This is a genomic window from Arthrobacter sp. TS-15 (genome assembly GCF_006964045.1).
Taxonomy (GTDB): Bacteria; Actinomycetota; Actinomycetes; order Actinomycetales; family Micrococcaceae; genus Arthrobacter.
Window position 1 is genome coordinate 25,028 of the sequence record NZ_SDXQ01000005.1, and the last position, 23,417, is coordinate 48,444.

The 23,417-nt window shown below is 63.6% G+C and carries 22 protein-coding genes; 15 read left to right on the forward strand and 7 right to left on the reverse strand.

Features of this window, described 5'->3' with window-relative positions; genetic code table 11:
- Positions 1-4: 4 nt before the first annotated feature.
- Positions 5-1,606, forward strand: coding sequence for an ABC transporter permease (locus EU811_RS01085; RefSeq protein ID WP_187697055.1), 1,602 nt, complete (start codon positions 5-7; stop codon positions 1,604-1,606).
- Positions 1,603-2,769 (forward strand): ABC transporter ATP-binding protein, encoded by a 1,167-nt coding sequence (locus EU811_RS01090; protein WP_187697056.1) that lies wholly within the window; start codon positions 1,603-1,605, stop codon positions 2,767-2,769. The genes EU811_RS01085 and EU811_RS01090 overlap by 4 nt, the downstream gene beginning before the upstream one ends.
- 13 nt (positions 2,770-2,782) lie before the next feature.
- On the opposite strand, the gene EU811_RS01095 is transcribed toward EU811_RS01090, so the two are convergent.
- Positions 2,783-3,376 (reverse strand): YdeI/OmpD-associated family protein, encoded by a 594-nt coding sequence (locus EU811_RS01095; RefSeq protein ID WP_142936678.1) that lies wholly within the window; start codon positions 3,374-3,376, stop codon positions 2,783-2,785.
- A gap of 43 nt (positions 3,377-3,419) precedes the next feature.
- Here EU811_RS01095 and EU811_RS01100 point away from each other — a divergent pair, with 43 nt between their 5' ends.
- Positions 3,420-4,118, forward strand: a complete 699-nt coding sequence (locus tag EU811_RS01100; RefSeq protein ID WP_142936679.1) for a hypothetical protein — start codon at positions 3,420-3,422, stop codon at positions 4,116-4,118.
- Here EU811_RS01100 and EU811_RS01105 read toward each other — a convergent pair.
- The 5 genes from EU811_RS01105 to EU811_RS01125 are packed head-to-tail and all read right to left on the reverse strand — an operon-like array spanning position 4,115 to position 11,454.
- Entirely contained in the window at positions 4,115-5,371 is a 1,257-nt protein-coding gene (locus tag EU811_RS01105) for a M20 family metallo-hydrolase (protein WP_142936680.1), read from the reverse strand. The two genes, EU811_RS01100 and EU811_RS01105, sit on opposite strands and share 4 nt — an antisense overlap.
- Positions 5,372-5,379: 8 nt before the next feature.
- On the reverse strand, positions 5,380-7,083 hold the full coding sequence (locus tag EU811_RS01110) for an amidohydrolase (RefSeq protein WP_142936681.1): 1,704 nt from the start codon (positions 7,081-7,083) through the stop codon (positions 5,380-5,382).
- 8 nt (positions 7,084-7,091) lie between these two features.
- Positions 7,092-8,489 carry a gamma-aminobutyraldehyde dehydrogenase gene (locus EU811_RS01115; RefSeq protein ID WP_142936682.1) on the reverse strand — a complete coding sequence of 466 codons (1,398 nt, stop codon included), beginning with the start codon at positions 8,487-8,489 and terminating at the stop codon, positions 7,092-7,094.
- A gap of 14 nt (positions 8,490-8,503) precedes the next feature.
- Positions 8,504-10,126: a thiamine pyrophosphate-dependent enzyme gene (locus EU811_RS01120; protein ID WP_142936683.1), complete on the reverse strand. Its 1,623-nt coding sequence runs from the start codon at positions 10,124-10,126 to the stop codon at positions 8,504-8,506.
- Positions 10,123-11,454 carry an MFS transporter gene (locus EU811_RS01125; RefSeq protein ID WP_142936684.1) on the reverse strand — a complete coding sequence of 444 codons (1,332 nt, stop codon included), beginning with the start codon at positions 11,452-11,454 and terminating at the stop codon, positions 10,123-10,125. Before EU811_RS01125 ends, EU811_RS01120 begins: the two co-directional genes overlap by 4 nt.
- A 136-nt stretch (positions 11,455-11,590) precedes the next feature.
- Between EU811_RS01125 and EU811_RS01130 the strand changes: the two genes are divergently transcribed.
- The 9 genes from EU811_RS01130 to EU811_RS01170 all read left to right on the forward strand — a co-directional run bounded on the left by EU811_RS01130 (position 11,591) and on the right by EU811_RS01170 (position 20,354).
- Positions 11,591-12,802, forward strand: coding sequence for a PucR family transcriptional regulator (locus EU811_RS01130; RefSeq protein ID WP_142936685.1), 1,212 nt, complete (start codon positions 11,591-11,593; stop codon positions 12,800-12,802).
- A 305-nt stretch (positions 12,803-13,107) separates the two neighbouring features.
- Positions 13,108-14,475, forward strand: coding sequence for an MFS transporter (locus tag EU811_RS01135; protein WP_162520262.1), 1,368 nt, complete (start codon positions 13,108-13,110; stop codon positions 14,473-14,475).
- A complete protein-coding gene (locus tag EU811_RS01140) occupies positions 14,472-14,879 on the forward strand; it encodes a RidA family protein (protein WP_142936686.1) in 408 nt (135 codons plus the stop codon). The genes EU811_RS01135 and EU811_RS01140 overlap by 4 nt, the downstream gene beginning before the upstream one ends.
- Complete coding sequence (locus tag EU811_RS01145; protein WP_142936687.1) at positions 14,876-15,484, forward strand: RraA family protein; 609 nt, start codon at positions 14,876-14,878, stop codon at positions 15,482-15,484. The genes EU811_RS01140 and EU811_RS01145 overlap by 4 nt, the downstream gene beginning before the upstream one ends.
- A 77-nt stretch (positions 15,485-15,561) precedes the next feature.
- Positions 15,562-16,101: an NUDIX hydrolase family protein gene (locus tag EU811_RS01150; protein WP_105692788.1), complete on the forward strand. Its 540-nt coding sequence runs from the start codon at positions 15,562-15,564 to the stop codon at positions 16,099-16,101.
- A 73-nt stretch (positions 16,102-16,174) separates the two neighbouring features.
- Positions 16,175-17,212, forward strand: coding sequence for a DUF6707 family protein (locus tag EU811_RS01155; protein WP_142936688.1), 1,038 nt, complete (start codon positions 16,175-16,177; stop codon positions 17,210-17,212).
- 60 nt (positions 17,213-17,272) lie between these two features.
- Positions 17,273-17,983 carry an SRPBCC domain-containing protein gene (locus EU811_RS01160; RefSeq protein WP_142936689.1) on the forward strand — a complete coding sequence of 237 codons (711 nt, stop codon included), beginning with the start codon at positions 17,273-17,275 and terminating at the stop codon, positions 17,981-17,983.
- 47 nt (positions 17,984-18,030) lie between these two features.
- Positions 18,031-19,341, forward strand: coding sequence for a tRNA guanosine(34) transglycosylase Tgt (gene tgt / locus EU811_RS01165; protein WP_142936690.1), 1,311 nt, complete (start codon positions 18,031-18,033; stop codon positions 19,339-19,341).
- Positions 19,342-19,424: 83 nt separating this feature from the next.
- Positions 19,425-20,354, forward strand: a complete 930-nt coding sequence (locus tag EU811_RS01170) for a type IV toxin-antitoxin system AbiEi family antitoxin domain-containing protein (protein WP_142936691.1) — start codon at positions 19,425-19,427, stop codon at positions 20,352-20,354.
- Between the two features lie 69 nt (positions 20,355-20,423).
- On the opposite strand, the gene EU811_RS01175 is transcribed toward EU811_RS01170, so the two are convergent.
- A complete protein-coding gene (locus EU811_RS01175) occupies positions 20,424-21,134 on the reverse strand; it encodes a queuosine precursor transporter (protein WP_142936692.1) in 711 nt (236 codons plus the stop codon).
- 270 nt (positions 21,135-21,404) lie between these two features.
- Here EU811_RS01175 and EU811_RS01180 point away from each other — a divergent pair, with 270 nt between their 5' ends.
- From EU811_RS01180 to EU811_RS01190, 3 genes are read left to right on the forward strand one after another with little or no spacing between them, the layout of a single operon-like run.
- Positions 21,405-22,067, forward strand: coding sequence for a TetR/AcrR family transcriptional regulator (locus tag EU811_RS01180; RefSeq protein ID WP_142936693.1), 663 nt, complete (start codon positions 21,405-21,407; stop codon positions 22,065-22,067).
- Positions 22,064-22,963 (forward strand): TIGR01777 family oxidoreductase, encoded by a 900-nt coding sequence (locus EU811_RS01185; RefSeq protein WP_142936694.1) that lies wholly within the window; start codon positions 22,064-22,066, stop codon positions 22,961-22,963. Before EU811_RS01180 ends, EU811_RS01185 begins: the two co-directional genes overlap by 4 nt.
- On the forward strand, positions 22,960-23,406 hold the full coding sequence (locus EU811_RS01190; protein ID WP_142936695.1) for a hypothetical protein: 447 nt from the start codon (positions 22,960-22,962) through the stop codon (positions 23,404-23,406). Before EU811_RS01185 ends, EU811_RS01190 begins: the two co-directional genes overlap by 4 nt.
- The last annotated feature ends 11 nt before the right edge of the window (positions 23,407-23,417 follow it).

Sequence of the window (23,417 nt, forward strand, 5' to 3'; positions counted from 1 at the left end):
TTCTGTGACCACTGATCTATCGGCTCCCGACGTTCCACGTTCAGAGGGAAGCACGACGACGGCGGGCCGGGGCAAGCGCCCCCGCCCGCCTTTCGGCGTTTCCACGGTGTCCTTGCTGGCGGTGCTGATAGCGCTGTTTTCGCTGCTTCCGCTGGGCTATGTCCTGTACATGACAGCAGCGACCGGCTGGGACACCGCCGTCGATCTGATCGTGCGTCCCCGCGTGGGCGAGCTGCTGCTGAACACGGTTTTATTGATGATCTTTACCGTGCCCCTATGCTTGGTGCTCGGCGTGGGCGGGGCGTGGCTGGTGGAGCGAACCAGGCTCCGCGGACACCGCTGGTGGGCGGTGCTATTGGCCGCCCCTTTGGCTATACCTGCGTTCGTCAACAGCTACTCCTGGGTGTCCGCTGTCCCTTCCTTGGAGGGGCTCTGGTCCGGGGTGCTGATTGCCACGTTGTCCTATTTCCCGTTGGTGTACATCCCCGCAGCGGCGACGCTTGGCCGTTTGGACCCCGCCATTGAGCAGTCCGCGGCATCGTTGGGCCTGGGTTCCTGGGCCGTGTTCCTCCGCGTTGTCCTACCGCAGCTGCGCATCGCCATGACGGGCGGCGCCTTGCTGGTGGCCCTGCATTTGTTGGCTGAGTACGGTGCTTTCGCGATGATCCGTTTTGATACGTTCACCACGGCGATCATGGTCCAATTCCAGTCCACCTTCAACGGGACCGCAGGGAACATGCTGGCCAGCGTTCTGGTGTTCCTGTGCTTGCTCCTGCTGCTGGCCGAAGTAAAGAGCCGGGGCACTGCCCGCTATGCCCGGATCGGCTCCGGCGCGCAGGCAAAGGCTATCCGCTTGCCCCTGGGTGGCTATCAAGTGCCTGCCCAGCTCGCTCTGCTGGCCCTCACGGTCCTGGCCTTCGGGCTGCCGCTCTGGTTTGTGCTGAAGTGGGTGATGGCGGGCGGTTCTGACGTGTGGGCGGCTGATGAGTTCATCCCGGCACTCTCGCAAACCCTCATCTATGGGGCAGCGGGTGCACTGGTCACCACAGTGGTGGCATTCCCCATGGCTTACCTGGCCGTCCGGCACCCGAGCTGGTTCTCCAAGATGCTGGAACTGTCCAACTACGTCACCAGTTCGCTGCCGGGAATCGTGGTGGGCCTGGCCTTCGTCACCGTCAGCATCCGCGTGGTCCCCGGGGTTTACCAGACTGCGGGGGTTCTGATTGCGGCGTACGTGCTGCTGTTCCTTCCGAGGGCTTTGGTGAACATCCGTGCCGGCTTGGCACAGGCCCCCAAAGAACTCGATGAGGCCGCGCAGTCCTTGGGCAAAACGCCTTTGGCATCCTTCTTCAAAGTGACGTTGCGGCTCACCGCGCCGGCAGCTGCCGGCGGGGCTGCGTTGGTCTTCCTGGCCATAGTCAACGAGCTGACAGCCACCCTGCTACTCTCACCCAACGGTACGCGCACCCTGGCCACGGAATTTTGGAGCAAGAGCAGCGAGATCGACTACGCCGGCGCCGCACCCTACGCGTTGCTGATGATCCTGCTGTCAGCCCCCATGACATACCTTCTCTTCCAACAGTCCAAGAAAGTAGCCGGACAGTGACCGAACAATCTCCTTCCAGGCTTCCGGCGCCCCGCGTGGCCCCCTCGGTGGCTCCCACTACGAATGCGCATCTGGATATTCGGGAGGTCACCAAGAACTTCGGCTCCCAGGCGGTGCTGAAGGGCGTAAACCTCTCTGTGGCCAAAGGCGGGACCACTGCGATCGTGGGTCCTTCCGGTTCAGGCAAGACCACACTGTTGCGGTTGATCGCGGGCTTTGAGCATCCGGACACCGGTTCCATCAGCCTGAACGGTTCCCGGGTGGCCGGAGAAGGCGACTGGGTGCCTGCGCACAAACGGCAGGTAGGGTACGTCGCCCAGGACGGCGCGCTCTTTCCACACTTGACGGTGGGTCAGAACGTCGCGTTCGGCTTGGATTCAGGAAAGCTCGACGGCGGTCGCGGCGCCGTGAGGTCGCGGGTTTCGGAACTGCTTGAGATGGTGTCCTTGGATGCGTCCATGGCTAAGCGCCGGCCGCACCAGTTATCCGGCGGTCAGCAGCAGCGGGTCGCCTTGGCCCGGGCGTTGGCCAGGGAACCTGAACTCATGCTCCTTGACGAACCGTTTTCAGCGCTCGATGCCGGACTTCGGGTAGCCACCCGCAGGGCCGTAGCCAAGGTGCTCAGTGCTGCCGGGGTGACCACCATCCTGGTGACCCACGATCAAGCTGAAGCACTCTCCTTCGCTGACCAGGTGGCCATCATGCGCGGCGGCAAGCTGGCCCAGATCGGTAACCCTTTTGTGGTTTACACCCGGCCGGCGGATCGCGCCACGGCTGAATTCCTTGGCGATGCCGTGATTCTTGATGCCTGGATGGAGGGCTCCCTGGCCACGTGCTCGCTGGGTGGAATCCCGGTCCGTCGACCCCCAGCCCAAGGGAAAGTCCAACTCATGCTCAGGCCCGAGCAAATCCGCATCGCACCCGATGGGCCCATCCGCGGAGTGGTGGTGGACACCGATTACTTCGGGCCGGAAACCACTGTTCGCATCAAGCTGGGTGAGTACACGGCCCCCGACGGCGGCGCCTCGGGCAACAGCCACCGCTATCCGGGCGGCGGCGAGATCATCACCATCAGGCACTGGAACGCTTCGATCACCAAACCCGGCACTGAATTGTGCCTGCGCGTGGTGGGCGAAGGGGTGGCGTTTCCTTCCGAGGCCTGACCGGCCCGCTGGATTACGTCGGCCGCTTTTTCTGGGGGTACGGGGTTTCATGGCGGGCCAGCATCTCCACGAAACCAGCGATTTTGCGCGCCCGGGTCTCTGCCCGTTTGACTCCGTTGGTGCGGTGGATCAGGGCGAAGCGGTTCTGTGACGTCAGGACATCGAACATAGCCTGCGCCTCCGGGACTGCGGCGATCGCTGCCGCGAGATCGTCCGGAACCACCGAATCCGCCGGGCCCGCGTATGCAGCTTCCCACCGTCCGTCAGATTTCGCGGCCTCAACCACGGCACGTCCGGCGTCGGTCATCCTGCCCTCGGACTCCAGACGGGCAATGTGCCCCACATTCCGCACTGACCAGATGCTCTTGCGGCCGCGGGGCGTCATCCGCTGGAAGTAGCTTTGGTCGTCGCGCCTCTTCACCTGACCGTCGATCCACCCAAAGCACAGGGCCTCGTCCAACGCGGCGTCATAGTCCAACTCCGTGACGTTGCCGCCCTTCTTGTGCAGGATCAGCCACACGCCGGGGCTGTCTGTGGCATTCGCGGAAAGCCAGGCACGCCACGCGGCGCCGTCTTTGACAAGGAGTTCCTCAAGTTCATTGGGCATGGATTCAGCATAGGCTTTGATGAGGACCCACCCAGGAGGACCAATGTTGCGAGCCCGCCCCACCCACTACACCTCGCGCCCCGAACAGTGGGCCACGCTGCTGATGGCCCTCGGTTTGGTGAAGACGGTGGACGACGGCGACTGGCGGGAGTTCGACGCCGGTTCGGGTCGCCTGGCGGTGGGCTCAGTAGTCCACGCACACCCCTTGGACGGCTCCACGGTTTTCGGGGTGGAGGTAGGGAACCTGGAGGAGTTCGCGCGCCGCACCGAGGAAGCCGGCACTCAAGCGGAAATCCACGAAGGTCATGAGGAAACCACCGTGCAGATCTCATCCGATGACGGCTTTGAGTTCTTCGCCTTCCCTGCGCAACGGGCAGCGGATGGCACGTGGGCCGCCTCGGACGAGGCCGACCCAGGGCTGACAGTGGTGGCTACCTGGGTCAGCCCTTTGGTGGGCCTTGCCGCCACCGCCTTGCGGAACACCGGCGCCCGGCCGCGCACTGAGGACGACGAATCAGCCACGTTCACCACCAAGAACGGCGGAATCCTTCGCATCATTCATGGCGCGGATGCCACTAACGGGGACCTCGCGTTTGAGTACGACGGCGATCTGGAACCACTGTTGTCCCGCCTCAAAGATGCAGACATTGAGGCCAGGATCGATGAGGACGTCCTGTACGTCGCCAACCCGGACGCCGTGAGTGGCGCGGCCCCGGCGTCGATCGTGGTGGTGGCTGTTTAGTCCTCCAGCGCCCCGTCACACAGGCGGCCGACCACCTCGGTAAGCATGGTGAGCCCGGCCACGATGTCCTCATCCGTGGTGTATTCGTGCTCATTGTGGGAGATGCCATCCACGCTGGGCACGAAGAGCATCACCGTGGGAACCAGGTCCTTCATATTCGTGGAGTCATGCCCGGCGAGGGTCATGACTTCCTTGTTGGACAACCCGAGGTCCGCGGCAACCTTGGCCGCGAGTTCCACGCCTTCGGGCTGGTACGGGGTGACGGCCCAGGAGTGTGAGTGGTGCTTCTCAACGGACACGTTGGCAAGCCGTTCGATCTTCGAGATTCGGGCGTGCAGCAGGGCGTCGGCCTCGGCCAGGACGGCTTCGTCGGCGCTGCGCAGGTCCAGCAGCAGGTTCACGCGGGACGGCACCACCACGGGCGAATTTGGGTAGACGTTGAGCTGACCCACCGAGGTGTGCAGCACTGCGGGAAAGCGGTCGGCGAGTTCACGTGCGGCAACCACCAGCATGGACGCCCCAAGAAGGGCGTCTTTGCGGTCGGCAATCACCGTGGAACCGGTGTGTGCTTGCTCGCCGTGGACCACGAACTCGTACTTGTTCGCTGCCCAGTTGGAGCTGACCAGGCCGATGGTGATGCCCTCGCGCTCCATGCTGCGGCCCTGTTCGATGTGGATCTCGGCGCAATATGCAGCCTCCGGCCCCTCAAACGTCCCGCGGCAGCCGATCGCGTCCAAGGCATCACGCACGGTGACTCCGGCGGCGTCCTGGGTATTGAGTGCGTCCTCGAGATCCAGCTTGCCGGTGTAGACGGAGGAGCCCATCATGGACGGCTTGAAGCGGCTGCCTTCCTCGTTGAACCAGTTGACGACGGCGAGGTTGAACTTGGGTGCCTCGGCGCCGGCTTCCCAACGGGCTGCAAGGCGGAACGCGGCGTGGGCCGCGGCGAGGACGCCATAAGCGCCGTCGTAACGTCCCGCCGTCGGCTGTGAATCCATGTGCGAGCCCACCACCACGAACGGCGCACCTGGCACGGCTTCGTAGAGGCCCCACTGGTTGCCGGTGTGGTCGAACTTCACCGTGAAGCCGTGCTCCTCCAAGAGACCGGCGAGCCAGCGGCGCTGTTCGCCGTCGGGAATGGTTGCGGCTTGGCGGTCCACGCCGCCGTTCGCCGTGGCACCGAAGGCGCTCATGGTCCGGAAGTCCTGCACGAAAGCGGTGTCCTGGGCGGTGAAACTTGTGGTGGTTGTCATGGTCTCCCCTATGAGTGGGCCGCGAACGAACTTTCACGGGAAAGTTCAGCGTTGAAGCCGGTTGATTGATAGGTAAATCGGCCTCCGACGGCGGTGGCCAGGACGTGAAGTTCGCTGATGTCCAGTGCCGTCAAAGGTGAGGCAGAAAGGACGGTGAAGTCGGCCAATTTGCCAGCTGAAAGGGTGCCCTTCTTGCCCAGGGACCCTGTGGCTGCGGCGGCTCCGCTGGTGTAAGCGGCGAGGGCCTGCTGCGGAGTGAGGCGTTCGGCCGGGTTCCCGAAGACGGCCCCGGACCCGGTCCGGCGGTCCACGAACGCCTGCATGCCGCGGAGCACGTTTCCGTCGGCGACCGGCCGGTCCGAGCTTCCCGCGAGCACCACTCCGGCTTCCAGGAAACTGGCTGCCCGGTAGGCCCACGGCAAGCGGTCCGGCCCGAGGGACGCGGTCATCCCGTCACCGCCTTCGCGGAAGAAGCTTGCCTGGGGTGTCACGGCAATTCCTGCGTCCGCGAGCCTTGCCAGCTGCTCAGGGCGCGTCATGGAGGCGTGCTCGATCCTGTTGGGCAAGCGGCGCTGCCCATACTGAGCCTGGCAATCCGTGATGATGTCCACCGCGAGGTCCACGGCCCTGTCACCGATGGCGTGGGCTGCGATGGACCACCCGGCGGCGTAGGCGGCTTCGATGCGTTCCCGCAGCTGGGCGGGGTCCGCTTGGAAGTAGCCAACGTTGCCGCGGTTGTCCTTGTGGCCGTGGCTGCAGAACTCGTGGCTCACGGCTGCGGTTTCGCCCAGAAGTGAGCCATCCAGGAAAACCTTTGCCGGGCCCAGGGACAAGTAGTCATTCCCGAATCCGCTGGTGATGCCAAGATCCAGCCCGGCCGGGGCCGCACCGGGACTGTCAGATGCATGCCCGCCCAACCCGTGCAGCACATCCAGCACCGGCATGACCTGGGCACGGGCATGCAACCGGCCGTGGGCGGAGGCGCTCTGGTAGGCGGCAAGCTCGGCCGGGCTGTGCCCGATCCACCCGCCGCCCACCCCGGCCTCAGTGAAACTCGTGATGCCCTCGGAGGCGTAGAACAGCGTGGCCCTCTCAAGGGCGGCCTCGATGTCCTCCAACGAATACGGCAGGATCAGCTGCTGGATCAGTTCCTGGGCCGTCTCTTGGACCAGCCCCGTGGGATGTCCCGCCGCGTCGCGGACGATCGCTCCGCCGTCGGGATCCGGGAACGACGGCGACTCGGCACCTGCCAGCCGCAGCGCGGCGGTGTTGACCACGGCCATATGCCCGGAGTTGTGCCGCATGAACAGCGGCCGCTCCCCCGTGATGCGGTCCAGCTCGGCGATGTCCGGGAAGGCCCCGCCGTGCTGGGTCTGGCTGAAGCCGGTAGCGAAAAGCCAGCCCACGCCGTCGATCCCCGAGTGAGTAACAGCACCGCGGAGAAGCTCATACAGCTCCTCCAGGCCGCGGGCACCGGACACGTCCAGCTCCGCAAGGCCCAGCCCGAACCACGTGGTGTGGCAGTGGGCATCGATGAAGCCTGGAGTGACGGTGGCACCGCCAAGGTCCAGGACCTCAACGGCGTCCAAACCATCAAGGTCGTCGTCCAGGCCCACGATGCGCCCCTGCCAGATGCCCAGCGAACTGGCCACCGGGTGGTCCGGATCCATGGTGATGATGTCTGCGTTCCGCAGGAGGAGGTCTAGTTTCATGTCAGGTTCTAGCGGTGGGAGGTGGTGACGGACTTGATGCGCGTGTAGTCCTCAAGTCCATAGACAGAGAGGTCCTTGCCCGTACCCGAATGCTTGAATCCGCCGTGCGGTGCTTCGGCCGGGATCACCTGGTGGCAGTTGATCCAGACGGCTCCGAAGTCCAGCTCCATGGACACACGAGTGACCACGCCGTGGTTCTCGGACCACACGCTGGATGCCAGGGCGTACTTGGTGCCGTTGGCGAGTTCGATCGCTTCCTCCTCGGTGGCGAACGGCTGAACGGTCAGCACGGGGCCGAAGATTTCGTCGCACACTACCTCGTCTGTCTGGAAGACGCCGTCGATCACCGTCGGCTCAAAGTGGAAGCCTGTCCCGGTGCGCTTGCCGCCGGCGAGGACGCGGGCGTTGGCAGGCAGGCGGGACATGAAGCCCTCCACCCGATCCAACTGCGCGGCACTATTGAGTGGACCGAGGTCCGATCCCACTTTCAAAGCAGCAGCAGCGTCAGCCAGGGCAGCCGCGAACTCCGTATGAATATCCTGGTGGACCAGGACGCGGGTCACCGCAGTACAGTCCTGCCCGGCGTTGAAGAAGGCAGCCAGGGCGATTTCGCTGGCGGTCCGCTGGATATCGACGTCGGCAAACACCACAGCGGGCGCCTTGCCGCCCAGCTCCAGGTGGACATCCTTGAGGGTTTTGGACGCCGCGGACATGACCTGCGCACCGGCCCGGGTGGAGCCCGTAATGGAGACCATCTCCGGGATGTCATGCTCCACCATCGCGGCACCGGCCTCGCGGCCGCCGCACACGATGTTCACTACGCCTGCCGGGTAAACCTGCTGTGCCAGCTCACCCAGGACCAGGGTGGACCAGGGGGTGGTGTCGGCAGGCTTGAGGACCAAGGTGTTGCCCGCAGCCAGGGCCGGACCAATCTTCCAGATGGCCATCATGAACGGGTAGTTCCACGGCGTAATCTGGGCCACCACACCAATGGGTTCGCGCCTGATGGTGGAAGAAAAACCCTCCACGTATTCGGTCTGGGCCGTACCGGAAACCACCCGGCATGCCCCGGCGAAGAAGCGCAGTTGGTCCGCGCCGCGCAGGATTTCAAGCTCTTTGGTGAGTGCGGCAGGCTTTCCGGTGCAGGCCACCTCAGCCTCGAGCAGACGGTCAACGTTCGCCTCGATGAGGTCGGCCAGCTGCAACAGCAGCGACTGGCGCGTTCCCGGCGTCGTGCGCTTGTAGCTCTTGAAAGCTGCGGCAGCGGCCTGGAAGGCGGCGTCGACGGCGGCAGCGTCACTGTCCGGCGCGGTGCCGATCTGCTGGCCCGTGGCGGGGTCGAAGAACGGCAGGCTGGCCGCGGCGTCCACGGACTCGCCGTTGATGATGTTCTGAAGCTGGATCACGGTAAGGGCTCCGGTCAGTTGGTTGAGGTCTTGGGGGAACGCGTGGTGGGGTCCTGCGGCAAGTGCAACAGGGCCGGGAGGCCGGAGTCGACGGCGCGGCGGAACGCGGCCGCGAAGTCTTCCGTTCGCTCCACCCGCTCGCCGTAGCCGCCGTAGGAACGGGCGAGTGCGGCGAAGTCCGGGTTGGTCATGTGCGTACCTGAGGGCCGGTCCGGGTAATGCGCTTCCTGATGTTCGCGGATGGTGGCGAAGATGCCGTTGTCCACCACCAAGACGATGAACGCGGCGCCGTAGCCCATGGCCGTGGCGATTTCCTGGCCGTTCATCATGAAGCAGCCGTCGCCGGCCACGGAAATGACCTGACGGCCGGGATATGCCAGCGAGGCTGCCACGGCTGCGGGAATGCCCATGCCCATGGCCCCGTTGCGCGGAGCGGCCAAGGAGTTGGCCGAGTTGTGGCCCAGGTACCGGGCGGGCCACAGGGCGTGGTTTCCCGCACCGAAGGTGAGGACGGCGTCGTCGGCCATTTCCTTTGTGAGGACCTCCATGGCGACGCCCAGGTCCACACCGATACCGCCGTCGGGCCGGGGCGTGGAGAAGGTGAGCTGCTCGGCGCGGGCGCTGGCGAACCAGCCTTCCTGGCGTTCGCCAGCCGCATGAGTGCCAGCCAACGCGGTGGCGAACGCGGCGACGTCCGCGATGATGTGCTGGTCCACCCGGCCGAAGTGGCCCAGGAGGTTTGCGTCGGCGTTGACCACGACGGTCTCGGCGTCGAGTCCGCGTTTGTAGCCATCGGAGAGGACGTCGCCGCGGACACAGCCCACAAAAACGAGCAGATCGGCGTCGTCCAGGCGCTGGGCGTTGGCGTCGCTGCGGCCGTAGCCCAAGTAGCCGGCGTAGGCGTCACTGCGGTGGGGAACGGCGTCGTAAGCCCTGAAATCGGCAACCACCGGGACGCTGTGTCGGCTCGCCCAGGCGGCCAGCTGCTCGCCGGACTCCTGGGTCCAGCCTTCACCGCCGACGACGGCCAGCGGCTTGCGTGCCTTCTCCAGCTTCTGGGTCAGCTCAGCCAGCTCCGCGGGGGCCGGCTCTGGACGGGCAATCCTGCGGGGTTCGACGGTGGCGTTCTCCACCACATGCACCAGCACGTCCTCCGGCAGGCCGATCACCACGGGTCCGGGGCGTCCGCTGAGGGCGGTGAAGATGGCGTCGTCCACCACGCGGGCGGCGGAAGCTGCGTCGTCGAGCGTCACTACTTTCTTGGCTGTGCTGCCGAACCAGGCGTTGATGTCGAACTCCTGGAACGACTCGCGGCCACGGTCGGCCACCGGGATCAGGCCGACGAACAGGATCAGCGGAGTGGCATCCTGGTAGGCGGTGTGTATGGCGATGAAGGCATTGGCTGCGCCCGGGCCACGGGTCACCATGGCGATGCCGGGAAGCTCAGTGAGCCGGCCTTCGGCCAGTGCCATGAATCCGGCGCCGCCTTCCTGGCGGGCCACCACGTTCTGGATCGGCGAACCGTGCAGGCCATCCAGGACGTCGAGGAAGCTCTCACCCGGCACGGTGTAGACGCGCTTGACGCCTGCCCGTTCCAGTTGGCCAACAATCAAGTGGCCGGCAGTGGTTGTGCTCAATGCTTCATTCCTTCTTCTTCGATGGAAAGGGCGGGGAGGAACAGGCCGGAAAGTGCCGTCAGTGCGGACACGACCAGCAGGATGATGGCGCCGGGCCAGAAGGAGTTGTTGGCGGCCACCAGCGCGGTGGCGATCAGCGGCACGAAGCCGGAGATAACGCCCGCAGTGTTGGAAGTGATGGCGACGCCGGTGTAGCGGACCTTCGTGGCGAACAGGGCAGTCAGCGCGGTGCCGGAGACGGCGTATGGGATGGAGAGGACAGCAACGCCGATCATCATGCCTAGGACCACCAGGACGGGGTTGCGGGAGTCGATGGCCAGGAAAACGGGAACTGCGATAGCGGCCGAGGCAACACCGCCCCACAGGATGACCTTACTGGCGCCGAACTTTTCGCCGAGCCGCCCGGCCCAGATGAGGGCGCCGATCTCAAGTGCTGCAGCCAACAGGGTGCCCAAGAGCAGGAGTTCGGAGGGCAGCTTGAGCACCTTGGTGCCGTAGAAGACCACAAAGCTGGTGATGAGGTAGAAGCCACCGATGCCGAGCAGCGCCGAGCACATGCCCACCAGGATCTGGCGCCAGCTGTTCTTCAGAACTCCACGGATGGGAGCATGTTCGGTCTCACCGGACTCCATGAGGGCTTCGAATTCGGGTGATTCGCTCAGGCGGCTGCGGATCCAGAGTGAGATTGCCAGCAGCGGGATCGCGGCGATGAACGGGATGCGCCAGCCCCACGCGTCAAAGTTGCTCTGACCCACCAGGAACAACATGCCGAAGAAGCCACCGGAAGAAAGGATGGTACCGATCGGGGAACCGATCTGCGGCAGGGCCGCGTAGCGTGCACGCTTCTCCACAGGAGCGTTTTCGACGGCGATGATCACCGCCCCGCTCCACTCACCGCCGACTGCGAGGCCCTGAACGATGCGCAGGGCCACCAGGAGAATAGGCGCCGCCAGGCCGATGGTCATGTAGTTCGGAAGCAGACCGATGAGGCCGGTGACAATGCCGATACCCACGATGGTGACCATGAGGATCTTCTTGCGACCCACCTTGTCACCCAGGGCGCCGAAGATGAAACCACCGATGGGGCGGGCCACGAAGCCGACGGCCAAGGTAGCGAAGGATCCCATGGCTGCGACAAAAGGGTCTTGGGAAACGAAGAACTGTGCGTTGAACACCAGCGCAGCAGCTGTGGTGAACAGGAAGAAGTCGTACCATTCCAGCGCAGTACCCACCAGGGCCGCGAGGGCCACCTTCTTGGTGACGCTTTCATCGACGACGCGTACTGCCTTGGGACTGGTGTCCGTGGCTCCGCTGACCGTGCTTGCCATTGTTGCTCCATGAGTGCGAACGGGACCGGACGTTGGGGATGCCCGGGCAAATTTGTGTGACTCAATCCATAGTGCCAGTAGTTTTTCCCAAAATGACTAGCAATCCATCACGGAAACATGGCGCTAGAATGTGTGAATGCACAATTCAGAGACATCCGGGCACGCCGTTCGTTGGACTGAACTGGTGGATCAGCTTGAAGGCCGGCTGGACACCCTGGCCCAAGCCTTCACCACGAGGGTCCGCGAGATCCCCGAGTACGGCGAAAGCCAGGTGACGGTCCTGGAAATCCAGGAGACCGCACGGGAGACATTCCGGCGGCTAATCAGCGGCTTGAGGAATGGCAGGACGGACAGCCGTGATGGCCTGCTCGACTTCGCTTCCGACCTTGGATCCAAGCGCGCAAGGGCCGGCATTCCGCCGGAGTCCCTCACCTCTGCCGTCCGGTTGGACTTCAGCATTCTCTGGGCCGAGCTGCTGGAGATCGCCCACACCGAGGACGCCGCGTTGCTGGCCACACGGGTGGACCAGGTATGGAGTGTGGTGGACGAATTCGCCACCCGGACGCACACGAGCTACCTGACCGAGCGCGTCAGGATGGCCCAGGAAGAATCAAGCATTCAGCGCGAGTTCATTGCCCGCCTCTTCAACCAGAGCACCCCCTCGCAGGAAACCTCCGCGCAAGTGGCTTCGGCTTTGGGCATCAATCCTGAATCACGCTTCGCCTTGGTAGCGGCCAGCGGTGAACCTGGTGCACGGCTGCGGGCAGCAACGTCCCAGTTCGGATCAGGACAGCACTCCCGGCAGCGGCTGTTCCTCCATGAGTCGGGCGGCAACACGTATGTCTTCTGGGCTCTGCCTGCCACCCGGACCCGCGGTCCGGAACCCCGGGGCGAGACGCGCAGCCCGGAACCCGACAGCCAGCAGCTGCCACCCGGCGTCGTGAACGTCCCCTGCGGCTACGTGCCTGAGGTCCTTGGACTGCGCGCACTTCCCGGAGCGGCCCGCACCGCTGAAAGCCTGGCGGCGCTGCTTCGCCCCCGCGACGCCGGCCCGCTGTCGGCCGATTCGGCCTGGGCCCGGCTGGCCCAGCAGAACCTGCAGGACGCCGGCCTCGACCTTGCCGCCGAACTCGAAGAGGCTTTGGCGGAGTGCCGGGGCGGCGAGCGCGAACGCCTGCTGGAGACGGTCCGGAACTATCTGGCCACCGGCAATGTCACAGTTACCTCCGAGCAATTGTTTTGCCACCGCAACACCATTCTTAACAGGCTCAATCGATTCCAGGAACTGACGGGAATCGATCTCGCTGTTCCCGCAAAGACGGCCCGGCTGGTAGTGGCCTGGGCATGACCGGCCGCTGCCGCGTTGCTACCTGACCCTGTTTTCCGGCGGCGAAGGTGAAAAGTGACCGGAAAGGGTTGATCTCGACCCGGCTGGGGCCAAAATGAGGTCACCAAGCCACGGCGGCAGGCAGGCAGGCCCCACCAGGAGGCCCGTCGTCGGGAATTCCGTGCCCCGTGGCTTCGGTGTGTGTTTTCACATTCCCGGGCCAGTTTTGATGGGAGTTATGCCATTGATGGTGTGATCGGGCACACACCATAGTTGTAGCTACCTTGCACCGGACATTCGTCCCCGCACCGCATCCGGAGAATCAGATGGCCCATACGGTAGATACTGCCTCCGCATCATCGTCCAGGCTTGACCTGGCAAAGATGCGCAAGATTGCCCTCGCCAGCGTTATTGGCACCACCGTCGAGTGGTACGACCTTTTCGTCTTCGGGACGGCGTCGGCCCTTGTCTTCAACAAGATCTTCTTCCCCAGCTTTGATCCGATCGTCGGCACCATGCTGGCCTTCGGTACGTTCGCTTCCGCCTACATTGCCCGCATGGTGGGCGCCATCATCTTCGGCCACTTCGGTGACCGATTGGGCCGCAAGTCAATGCTGCTGGTTTCCCTCCTGACCATGGGAGCGGCTACCTTCGCCATCGGCCTGCTGCCCGACTACAACAGCATCGGCATCATGGCGCCACTTCTGTTGCTCTTCCTCCGTGTCATCCAAGGCCTGGCCCTCGGCGGCGAATGGGGCGGTGCCGTGCTCATGACAGTTGAACACGCGCCCCCTACCCGGCGCGGCTTCTACGGTTCACTGGTACAGGTGGGGGTTCCCGCCGGCACCCTGATTGCGAACGTAGCCTTCCTGATTGTTGCCTCCACGGTCAGCACCGAAGCCCTCTATTCATGGGGCTGGCGCATCCCGTTCCTGGCCTCAGTCCTCCTTGTCACTGTGGGCATCTACATCCGCCTGCACATCGAGGAAACTCCGTCGTTCCAGGCAGTCAAGACCGCCGGCGCCAAGGCGAAAATGCCGTTCGCTGCGCTGATGGCCAAGTATTGGAAGCAGGTTGTCCTCGGCGGCGTCGCAACCCTGTCCACGGGCAGCACGTTCACCCTGCTGGTAGCCTCCGGCGTCTCCTACGGCAAGAAGGAACTCGGCCACTCCGAGAGCCTGATGCTCTGGGTGGTCCTGGCTTCCTGCGTCCTGGGGCTGTTCCTCATCCCGTTCTTCGGAAAGCTATCGGACAAGTTCGGGCGCAAGCCCATCATCTTCGCCGGTGTTGCTGCCGAGGCCGCCCTCGCGTTCCCGATGTTCTGGCTCATGGACACCAAGTCGGTGGCACTGCTGTTCGTGGCCTACCTGGCCATGATGACCGCGTTCTGCGCCAACTACGGACCCATCGCCACCTTCCTGGCCGAGCTCTTCGGGTCCAAGGTCCGCTACTCCGGCCTGTCGGTGGCCTACATGCTATCCGGCCTCCTAGGCAGCGCCGCCACCCCGTTCGTCACTACCTGGTTGTTGGGCATGACGGGGCAGAGCTCCTCGATCGCCTGGTACATCATGGCCGCGGCCGGACTGTCCTTGGTTGCACTCTTCCTACTGACCGAGACCCGGTACGGCAACATCGACGCCGTCGATGAGGCACCGGCGTCCGCTGGCTCCACGGAAGCCGCGGCAGCGCGGTGACCGGCACCACCATCGGGCGCCTGGCCGGTATCCCCGGCCAGGCGCCCGCCGTCGGGCCTTTTTCCCCGGCGGTCATTGCGAACGGTTTTGTGTTCACCTCCGGCCAGATACCGGCCATCACTGGACTGGATGATCAGCCGGAGACCTTCGAAGAACAAGTCCGGCAAACCATCCAGAACCTAGACGGCGTCTTGGAAGCCGCAGGATCCAGCCTGGAGCACGTGGTCAAGGTCAACACCTACTTGACCAGCCAGGACCAACTTGAGGAGTACAACCGCGTGTACGCGGAGTACTTCGGCACCGCCAAACCGGCCCGGACCACCGTGTGCGTGAGCCTGTGGGGCGTGTCCTTGGAAATCGAATGCGTAGCTGTCCTTGCGCAGAAAGCGGAGGTAACCCCGTGAGTCCAACACTCCTGAAGGACCTGACCGACGTCAGCTACCCGACCATCGGCCACTTCCTCGAGGACGGATTCGTCTCCCCCGCTATCCAGTCCCTGCATGCAAACGTGAAAATAGCCGGACCTGCCGTCACAGTCCGAATCGCGGACCACGATGCCATCGCCATGAACCACGCACTCCTGGCACTCCGGCCGGGCGACGTCCTGGTGGTGGACATGCTCGGAGACCACCATCATGCGCCCGTGGGGGCCGTCACGGCAGCCGCGGCACTCGCACAAGGTGCTGCCGCCGTCGTGGTTGATGGCATGGCCACTGACGTTCTGGAACTGCGGCAGACAGGTCTGCCGGTGTTTGCCCGCGGGACATCGTGCCTCACTACCAAACGGCTCCATGGCACAGGTTCCGCCGTCAATGTCCCTGTGCGCTGCGGAGGGACAGAGGTCAACCCCGGCGACCTGGTGCTCGGAGACGACAACGGACTGATTGTTCTTTCACCGGAAACTGCCCGGGATGTCCTGGAAAGAGCGCTGCAATCGGACGCCGCGGAGCCCGCCATCCTTGCCCGCATAGCATCCGGGGAACCGCTCGAGTCGATCCTGGCCCTCTAATACTGCCGAGAGCGTAACCACGCAGCCACGGCAGCGCCGCCAAGGAAGTTCGGCGGGTGATGCGGTAGAACTTAACCATGAGCGTACGTACACCCGACCCGTATCCAGGCTGGCTTTCTGACGAAGACCTCTTCGAAGCCCGCGGCCGACTCCCCATGGTCTATGTGGAGGCCGTTCCGGTCAGGCTGGATCCGCTCGGCTATGTCAATGAGGTGGGCACACTCCTGCAGGGCGACGCCGACGGAAACATGGTCCGCTACCTCGTCTCCGGCCGCGTTCTGTACCGCGAAACCATCCGCGCAGCACTGCTGCGGCACATGGAAAAGGACCTCGGCCCCTTGGCCTTCCCGCAGCTGCCCATCAGCCCCGTTCCTTTCACGGTGGCCGAGTACTTCCCTGCCCCGTCACAGACAGGCTTCACCGATGATCGCCAACACGCCGTCTCGCTGGCCTACGTCATCCCCGTCACCGGTGAATGTGAACCGCGCCAGGACGCCCTGGAACTGACGTGGATGACGCCCCAAGAGGTGCTGAGCGATAACGTCCAGCAGGAATTCGACGGCGGTCGCGGGAACCTCGTGCGGCAGGCACTGGCTTTCTCGGGCATCGTTCTCTAGCGGGTCCCGGCCCTTGCGCCGGCTGGTCTTTGTAGACTGGACGGCGGACCCCACGAGAACCAAAGGATTTCCGATGACTCACAGCCCAGCCACACAGCAGTACAGAGAAAAGCAGGCTGGGGACCTGCAGCCCGGCGATTTTGTGTTCCCGCCCGGGGATGGCCCGGCCGAGGAAATCGCCGCCGTTGAGGTGCAAAACGACGATTACGGCGTAGCAGCGCTGCTGCTGGTAACAATGGTGGACGGCGGCACGGTGCGGATCGCTACAGGGTCCAGTGTTCCTGTGGGCGACGGTGTTCCGGCCGACTCCGGCGCGGACTCAAGCGCCTCGGACTCCTCCGCCGACGCAGCCCTGAACGCCACCACCGCTTCCGAGTCCGGCGACTCCCGCACCAGCACCCCCGCGGAAGGCGACGCCCAAGCGCAAGCCGGAGCCGCCGTCGTCGTGCTTCCCCGCCCGGAGACCCCACCAACGTACACCGGCCCCACCGCCGAGGAGCTTGCGCTCATTCCGGAGCCCGACGGCACACCCGAAGCCGTGGTCCGTGCCGCGGCCGCCAACCACAAGGGCAAGAACGGCGTGCAGGTCCTGGCGGAACGGCTGGCGAAGGGCATCAACACCAAATCCGGGAGCTGCCTCCGGGACCTCAGTGATCTTGCCTTCGACCTGTGCATCGTGCTGCGCGATCCGGACCACGCGTTGGCCGTGGCCGATCTGCTGAACGTGCTGCCCTTTGACGGCAACCTGGACCGCTGGGCCTCGATCGAACGGGCGCTGGCGCTGTCCAGTTTCATCTGCCGCGAAGCCGGCCAATCCGAGCGCGCCGCTGTGTACGAGAAACTGCTGCGTGCGCCTGAGTCCCAGGAAGAAGACCCCTTCAAGGCCCGGATCAACGCCCGCGTGCGCCAGCGCTCACTCAACGAACCCAACCTGTATGACAAGGAAATCTTCCGTGCGGTCGACAATGGGAATCGTGAGGCCGAGCGCGAATGGCGGTTCCTCCGGCTTGAAGCGCTGATGTTCCTGCGCGCCCACGGGGGCTCCATGACCATCGGCGAGGAAGAGCTGGCCCGGCGGATCGGCAACGAACTGGAATCGGTCCGCGCCTAACCGTCATTGGGGGCTGTCAAGACCTGTTATGTAGGCGCCAACGACGGTAGATTCGGGTCCATGACGAACAATCTGAGCGTTGTGGTTAATGCCGACGCGCAGCAGGTTTGGACAATGCTGCGCGAACCGTCGCTGGTGGCTCAATGGCACGGCTGGGAAGCTGACGATCTCACCGACGAAATCAAACAAATTTACTTCAACACCGATGTGGTGGAGGGGCCCGATCACACAAGCCTGACCGTCAACGGCGGTGACATTTTTGAGCTCCACCCGGTCTCCGGAGGCACCGAAGTGAAGGTCACCCGGGCCGCCTTGGACCACAATTCGGAATGGGCGGACTGGGACGAGGACATCACCCAGGGCTGGCTCACATTCCTGCACCAGCTGCGTTTCGCCTTGGAACGGCACCCCCACGGGCACCGCAGGACGCACTTCCTGTCCCTGCCCGGCAAAGGCGGGCCTGCGATCGAAAAATTGGGGCTCGGTGATCTTCCACCCGTTGGGGAGGAATACTCGCTCACGCTTGCCACCGGGGAGAAGATCTCCGGCAAGGTGTGGTTCAAGAGCCGGCACCAAGTGGGCCTCACCGTTCACAGCTACGCCGAGCACGGGGACGGGCTGCTGATCGTGGCCGAGCAACTGCCCATTCCGGAGAAAAGGCCCGACGGCGGCTCCATGGTGATTGCCTCCACTTACGATTTGGGGGCCCACACTTTGGCGGACATCCGGTCCTCGTGGGACAACTGGAAAGCTGAGAAGTACGGGTCCTAGGGTTTGTCCGGCGGGTTACTCACGGTAAAGCTGGCACACTTGGAAGCGTGCCAGCTTCCTCATCTGCCCCTGCATCTTCCCCTACGCTGCCCGGTTTGTCCCACAGGCAATCCGAGTTCTCCTTTTCGGTGGGCCAGCGCCTGACCGAGACGTGCTCGCCGTCGGACGCCCAGATAGCCGCCAACGGCGGTTCTTTCCTGGGCCGCACCGGAACCATCACCACGCCGCACGGAACCATTCAGACGCCCGCGTTCATCGCCGTCGGAACCAAAGCCACGGTCAAAGCCGTACTGCCCGAGTCCGTTGCGGACCTTGGCGCGCAGGCCGTGCTGGCCAACGCGTACCACCTGTACCTGCAGCCGGGAGCGGAAATCCTGGACGCCGCGGGCGGACTGGGTGCCTTCATGAACTGGTCCGGGCCGACCTTCACCGACTCCGGCGGATTCCAGGTGATGAGCCTGGGCTCGGGGTTCAAGAAGGTCATCGATATGAAGAATGTGGACAGCTCCGGGCCTGATGACGCTGTGGCTCCGGGCAAGGAACGGCTGGCACACATTGACGACGACGGCGTCTGGTTCAAGTCGCACCTCAACGGGGACCGGCACCGCTTCTCCCCTGAGATTTCCATGCAGGTACAGCACCAGATCGGCGCGGACATCATGTTCGCCTTCGACGAGCTGACCACGCTGCAGAATTCGCGGGCCTACCAAGAGGAGTCGCTGGAACGGACCCGGTTGTGGGCGCTGCGGTGCCTGGAGGAGCATGCTTCCCTAACCGCCTCCCGCGAGGGCAAGCCGTACCAGGCCCTGTTCGGGGTGATCCAGGGAGCCCAGTATGAGGACCTGCGCCGCAAGGCATGCCAGGACCTCGGCGCCATGCCCTTTGACGGGTACGGGATCGGCGGTGCGCTGGAGAAGGAGAACCTGGGCACTATTGTGCGCTGGTGCAATGAGGAATTGCCGGAGAACAAGCCACGGCACCTGCTGGGCATCTCCGAGCCGGACGATATCTTCACGGCAATCGAGAACGGCGCCGACACTTTTGACTGTGTCTCCCCCACCCGTGTGGCCAGGAACTCCGCGTTCTACACGCCCTTTGGCCGGTTCAACCTGTCCGGGGCTAAGTACAAGGCCGATTTCGGACCACTGCAGGATGGCTGCGACTGCTACACGTGCGTGAACTACTCGCGCGCCTACATCCATCACCTGTTCAAGGCCAAGGAAATGCTCTCGGCAACGCTGATCTCCATTCACAACGAGCGCTTCGTGGTGAAGATGGTGGACGACGCCCGCCTGGCCATCGAATCCGGGGAGTTCTTCGAGTTCAAGGCGGAGACCCTGGGCCGGTACTACTCCTAGTCGCGCCGAGATCGCCGGAGCCGTTGTCCACATAACGACTGCGGGGGCTACTTTCGGCGTCCAGCCTGCCTAAGGCTGGGGTGATGAGTCAGAAACCGACTGCTACCCTCCCCCAACTTGGAGCCCTTTGGCGCACCAGGCAGCTCAATGAACTGGGACTCAGTTCACGGGCAATCGGCACGCTGGTCCGCCAGGGTGACCTCATCCGAGTGCGCCACGGCTGTTATATACGCCGCGCGGCATGGGCAAATCAGCCGGATGACGTCCGCGGCAAGCTACTGATCCACGCACATGCACACGGAACCCTCACCACGTCCACCGACGGCTATGTTTATAGCCACACGTCGGCGGCGAGGCTGCACGGACTTTTTCTGTGGAACGTGGATCAAACCATCCACGTCACACTTCCCACCAACCCATCCAGTGAGCGCCTCGGCAAAGATGTTCGCGGGCACAAACTACGGTTGCCGCCTTCCCAGATCACCACTGTGGAGTTCCTCCGGGTCACCGACCTTGAGCGGACTGTTCTGGACTGTGCCAAGACTCTGAATTACCGGCAAGCGTTGATCATCATGGATCACGGGCTGCGGCTCGGAGCGGACAAGCAGCTCATGCAAGCCCACTCAAGTACTTTCTCCGGACGACGAGGCTGCCGTACCTTGCAGAGATGCCTGGCCAATGCTGACCCCAGTTCCGAATCTCCTGGCGAAACTCTGTGCCGGGAACTACTCGCCCGCCTCAAATTGCCCATGCCCACGGCGCAAGTGGAAGTGCAAAGTCGGGTTGGTCGGCACCGGATGGACTTCGCATGGAAGAAAGAGAAGGTGGCCCTTGAATTCGACGGGGAGGTCAAGTACTTCAAGTACGCCCGCACTGACCGGGTGATCTTTGAGGAACGACGCCGGGAGAAGGCTTTGGTAGAGGACGGCTGGTTCTTCATCCGGGTGGAATGGAAGGACCTGTTTCAGGAGCAGGAGTTCAAAGCGCGTGTTCTGAAAGCGCTCAGGAGATGAGGGTGGCCAGAGCAGCGCGAGAACGCCGGAGCAGCGAACTCACACGTTTCCGGCGAACTCAGCACAAGCCTAGGCTGCGGCTGCCCCGTAGCTCGGTTCGCGCTTCTTGATCCAACCAACCACCAGCACAGTGACCGGGACGAACAGGAACTCCACGGCGGTCTTGTACACGAAGCCAACCAGGACGTAGTTCAGGAACGAACCCGCGTCAGTGATGCCAATGACGGACGCTGCGATGCTGCAGAAAATCAGGGTGTCCACGAATTCGCCCACCACGGACGAGCCCATCAAGCGCGCCCAGAGGCTCTTTTCGCCGGTGCGGGCCTTCATCTTCACCAGGATCCACGAGTTGATGGTCTGTCCTGCCAGGAATGCGAGCAGGGAAGCGAGCACGATCTGCGGCACGGGACCAAGGGCGCCCTCAATGGCAGCCTGCTTGGCGGTTCCGTACTCGTCGTTGAAGCCGGGCAGCACGATGATGATCCAGTAGCAGAGCGAGGCGAAGACCGACAACGCAAAGGAGGTAATGATCGCCTTGCGGGCAACTTTGAAGCCGTAGACCTCGCTCATCACGTCACCCAGGATGTAGGCGAGGGGGAAGAGGAAGAACCCGCCGTCGGTGATGATCGGCCCGAGCACAACGCCCTTGGAGGCGCCGATGTTGGACAGGATCAGCACCACGGCCATGATGGCCAGCATGATGCCGAAATACGGGGAGCCGATCGACGCAAAGTGCGGCGCGGGCTTGCTCAAGGTACTGGAGCCTGAGGGCGAGGGCATGGGTCATCCATTTCGTAGTGGTTCGCGCAGGCCCCCTTATTGAGGGTGCCCCGCTGTATTAGCACTGTGGTTGGTGGGGCATTCGGCCCGGCACCGGTTCCATTCTCCCACCACGCACCTTCTCTCACATCCCACCCCCTTTCGGGCCACCTTCTCTCACATCCCGCGGGCCTAAACCAAACGCTCGATCACATAAACTTTTGAACACGTTCAGAACTCGTGACATACTTATTCTTGAACACGTTCAAAACTTCATGCAAGGAGCAGCTGATGGCAGCAAAGAGTGAACAGACCCGGCAACTGGTGGCCGATGTGGCGCTGAAGATGTTCCGTGAGATCGGCTTCGAGAAGACCACAATGCGCGCCATTGCACAGAAGGCCGGAGTCTCGGTGGGCAACGCCTACTACTACTTCGCTTCCAAGGACGAGCTGGTCCAGGAGCTGTACATCCAAGTCCAGGATGAGCACGCCGTCGTTGCGGCGCAGGCGCTTGAGGGCGTCCAGGATCTCTCAGGGCGCTTGAAAGCCGTGCTGCACACCGGCGTCGACGTCATGTCTCCGTACCACCAGTTCGGTTCCGACTTCATCGCGACGGCGATCCGGCCGTCGTCGCCCGTCAACCCGTTTGGCGAGGCGTCCACCGCCGCCCGCGAGGCCTCACTCGCAATCTTCCGTTCCGCCGTCGACGGTTCCTCCCCCGCCGTCGCCAAGAAACTGCGCGGCGATCTGCCCGAACTGCTGTGGTTGGCGTACATGGGCGTGGCGCTGTTCTGGGTTTATGACCGGTCCGAAGGCCAACGCCGCACACGCAAACTGATCGACGGCGCTGCCCCGCTGGTGGCTCGCGGCCTGTCGCTGGCGAAGATTCCCGGCGTGAGCAAAGTGTTCGACGACGTTTTGGGGCTCGTACGCAGCGTCAAGGAAGACTCATGATGCCGCGGACGGTGGTGATCGCAGGTGCTTCCGGCTTCATTGGCAGTTACTTCAGGCGTCGGTTTCTTGAAGAAGGCTGGCAGGTCAGGACGGTGGGGCGTGACGCTTCGGCTGACGCACAATGGGACGACGACGGCGCCATCACCAAAGCGCTGGACGGCGCCGAACTGCTGGTGAACCTCGCTGGACGGTCTGTGAATTGCCGTTACGACGAGAAGCACCGGCGGGAGATTCTGGACTCCCGGGTTCTGACCACTCGTGCGTTGGGCCGGGCTGTGGCTGCTTGCGCCGAACCGCCCCGGACGTGGATCAACTCAAGTACGGGAACCATCTATAGGCATGCGGAAGATCACCCACAATCAGAGGTTTCGGGCGAAGTGGGCAGCGGGTTCTCCGTGGATGTGGCCCGCGCTTGGGAGAACGAGTTAGCGGCTGCCGTTGTGCCGGCTACGCGGAAGGTTCCGCTACGCATTGCGATCGTGTTGGGGGCTGGCGGGGTCATGAGCCCCCTCCGGAACCTGGCCCGGCTTGGCCTTGGTGGGCACATGGGCCCGGGCACGCAGAAGTTCAGCTGGATCCATGTGGAGGATTTGTTCGGTGTGGTGGTATTTATCCACGCGGATGCCGGAGTGACGGGTCCGGTGAACGCGGCAACGCCCTACCCCGTGGACAACCGGGGGCTGATGTCACTTGTTCGGCAAAGTATGGGTGTCCCCTTTGGCATTCCCACTCCAGCGTGGCTGCTCGAGGCCGGAGCCGTTCTGATCCGCACGCAAACGGAGCTGGTGCTGAAGAGCAGATGGGTGGAGCCCCGCAAGTTGCTCGACGCAGGATTCTCTTTCCAGTACCCCGCCCTGGCTGGTGCGCTGAATCAGATCGCCAAGGCGTCCAGATGAGCGCGACTAACTCTCCGGCATTATGGCCCTACGATGCCAAGGACCGCGTGGTCCTGGGGTGGAAGGGACTTTTAGTTGGCATTCTCGTGGCCGACGTTGCATTCTTTCTTTTCTGGGCGATCCCGTCCTTGAGTTCAACCCCAAGTCACGCCAGCTACACGCTGTCCATTACGCTCGCCGCAATGATCATCGGGTTTATCCCCATCGGTGCAGTTGGCGTAGCCGTGGCGTGGCCTTTGGGTCTGGCCCTCCGGCCTGTCCGCAACCAATGGCTCCACGTCGCAGCATTCTTCGCAGCCGGGGCAATTATTTGCGTCCCGTTCGGTGGTTTCTGGAGCGCCACAGCATGGGCCTTTCCGCTGAGCATTGCCTTCGCTTCAGGAATCGCCCGACTATCCGTGTGGAAACTCGTCCGCACCAACCACCAACGCTCGCTCACATAATGAACTGCTCC

Coding starts and splice junctions, on each gene's coding strand:
- EU811_RS01105 (WP_142936680.1), bottom strand. CDS start 5,371: ATGACAACCACCACAAGTTTCACCGCCCAGGACACCGCTTTCGTGCAG.
- EU811_RS01180 (WP_142936693.1), top strand. CDS start 21,405: ATGGCAGCAAAGAGTGAACAGACCCGGCAACTGGTGGCCGATGTGGCG.
- EU811_RS01100 (WP_142936679.1), top strand. CDS start 3,420: ATGTTGCGAGCCCGCCCCACCCACTACACCTCGCGCCCCGAACAGTGG.
- EU811_RS01135 (WP_162520262.1), top strand. CDS start 13,108: ATGGCCCATACGGTAGATACTGCCTCCGCATCATCGTCCAGGCTTGAC.
- EU811_RS01125 (WP_142936684.1), bottom strand. CDS start 11,454: ATGGCAAGCACGGTCAGCGGAGCCACGGACACCAGTCCCAAGGCAGTA.
- EU811_RS01155 (WP_142936688.1), top strand. CDS start 16,175: ATGACTCACAGCCCAGCCACACAGCAGTACAGAGAAAAGCAGGCTGGG.
- EU811_RS01110 (WP_142936681.1), bottom strand. CDS start 7,083: ATGAAACTAGACCTCCTCCTGCGGAACGCAGACATCATCACCATGGAT.
- EU811_RS01130 (WP_142936685.1), top strand. CDS start 11,591: ATGCACAATTCAGAGACATCCGGGCACGCCGTTCGTTGGACTGAACTG.
- EU811_RS01150 (WP_105692788.1), top strand. CDS start 15,562: ATGAGCGTACGTACACCCGACCCGTATCCAGGCTGGCTTTCTGACGAA.
- EU811_RS01175 (WP_142936692.1), bottom strand. CDS start 21,134: ATGCCCTCGCCCTCAGGCTCCAGTACCTTGAGCAAGCCCGCGCCGCAC.
- EU811_RS01190 (WP_142936695.1), top strand. CDS start 22,960: ATGAGCGCGACTAACTCTCCGGCATTATGGCCCTACGATGCCAAGGAC.
- EU811_RS01095 (WP_142936678.1), bottom strand. CDS start 3,376: ATGCCCAATGAACTTGAGGAACTCCTTGTCAAAGACGGCGCCGCGTGG.
- EU811_RS01160 (WP_142936689.1), top strand. CDS start 17,273: ATGACGAACAATCTGAGCGTTGTGGTTAATGCCGACGCGCAGCAGGTT.
- EU811_RS01185 (WP_142936694.1), top strand. CDS start 22,064: ATGATGCCGCGGACGGTGGTGATCGCAGGTGCTTCCGGCTTCATTGGC.
- EU811_RS01170 (WP_142936691.1), top strand. CDS start 19,425: ATGAGTCAGAAACCGACTGCTACCCTCCCCCAACTTGGAGCCCTTTGG.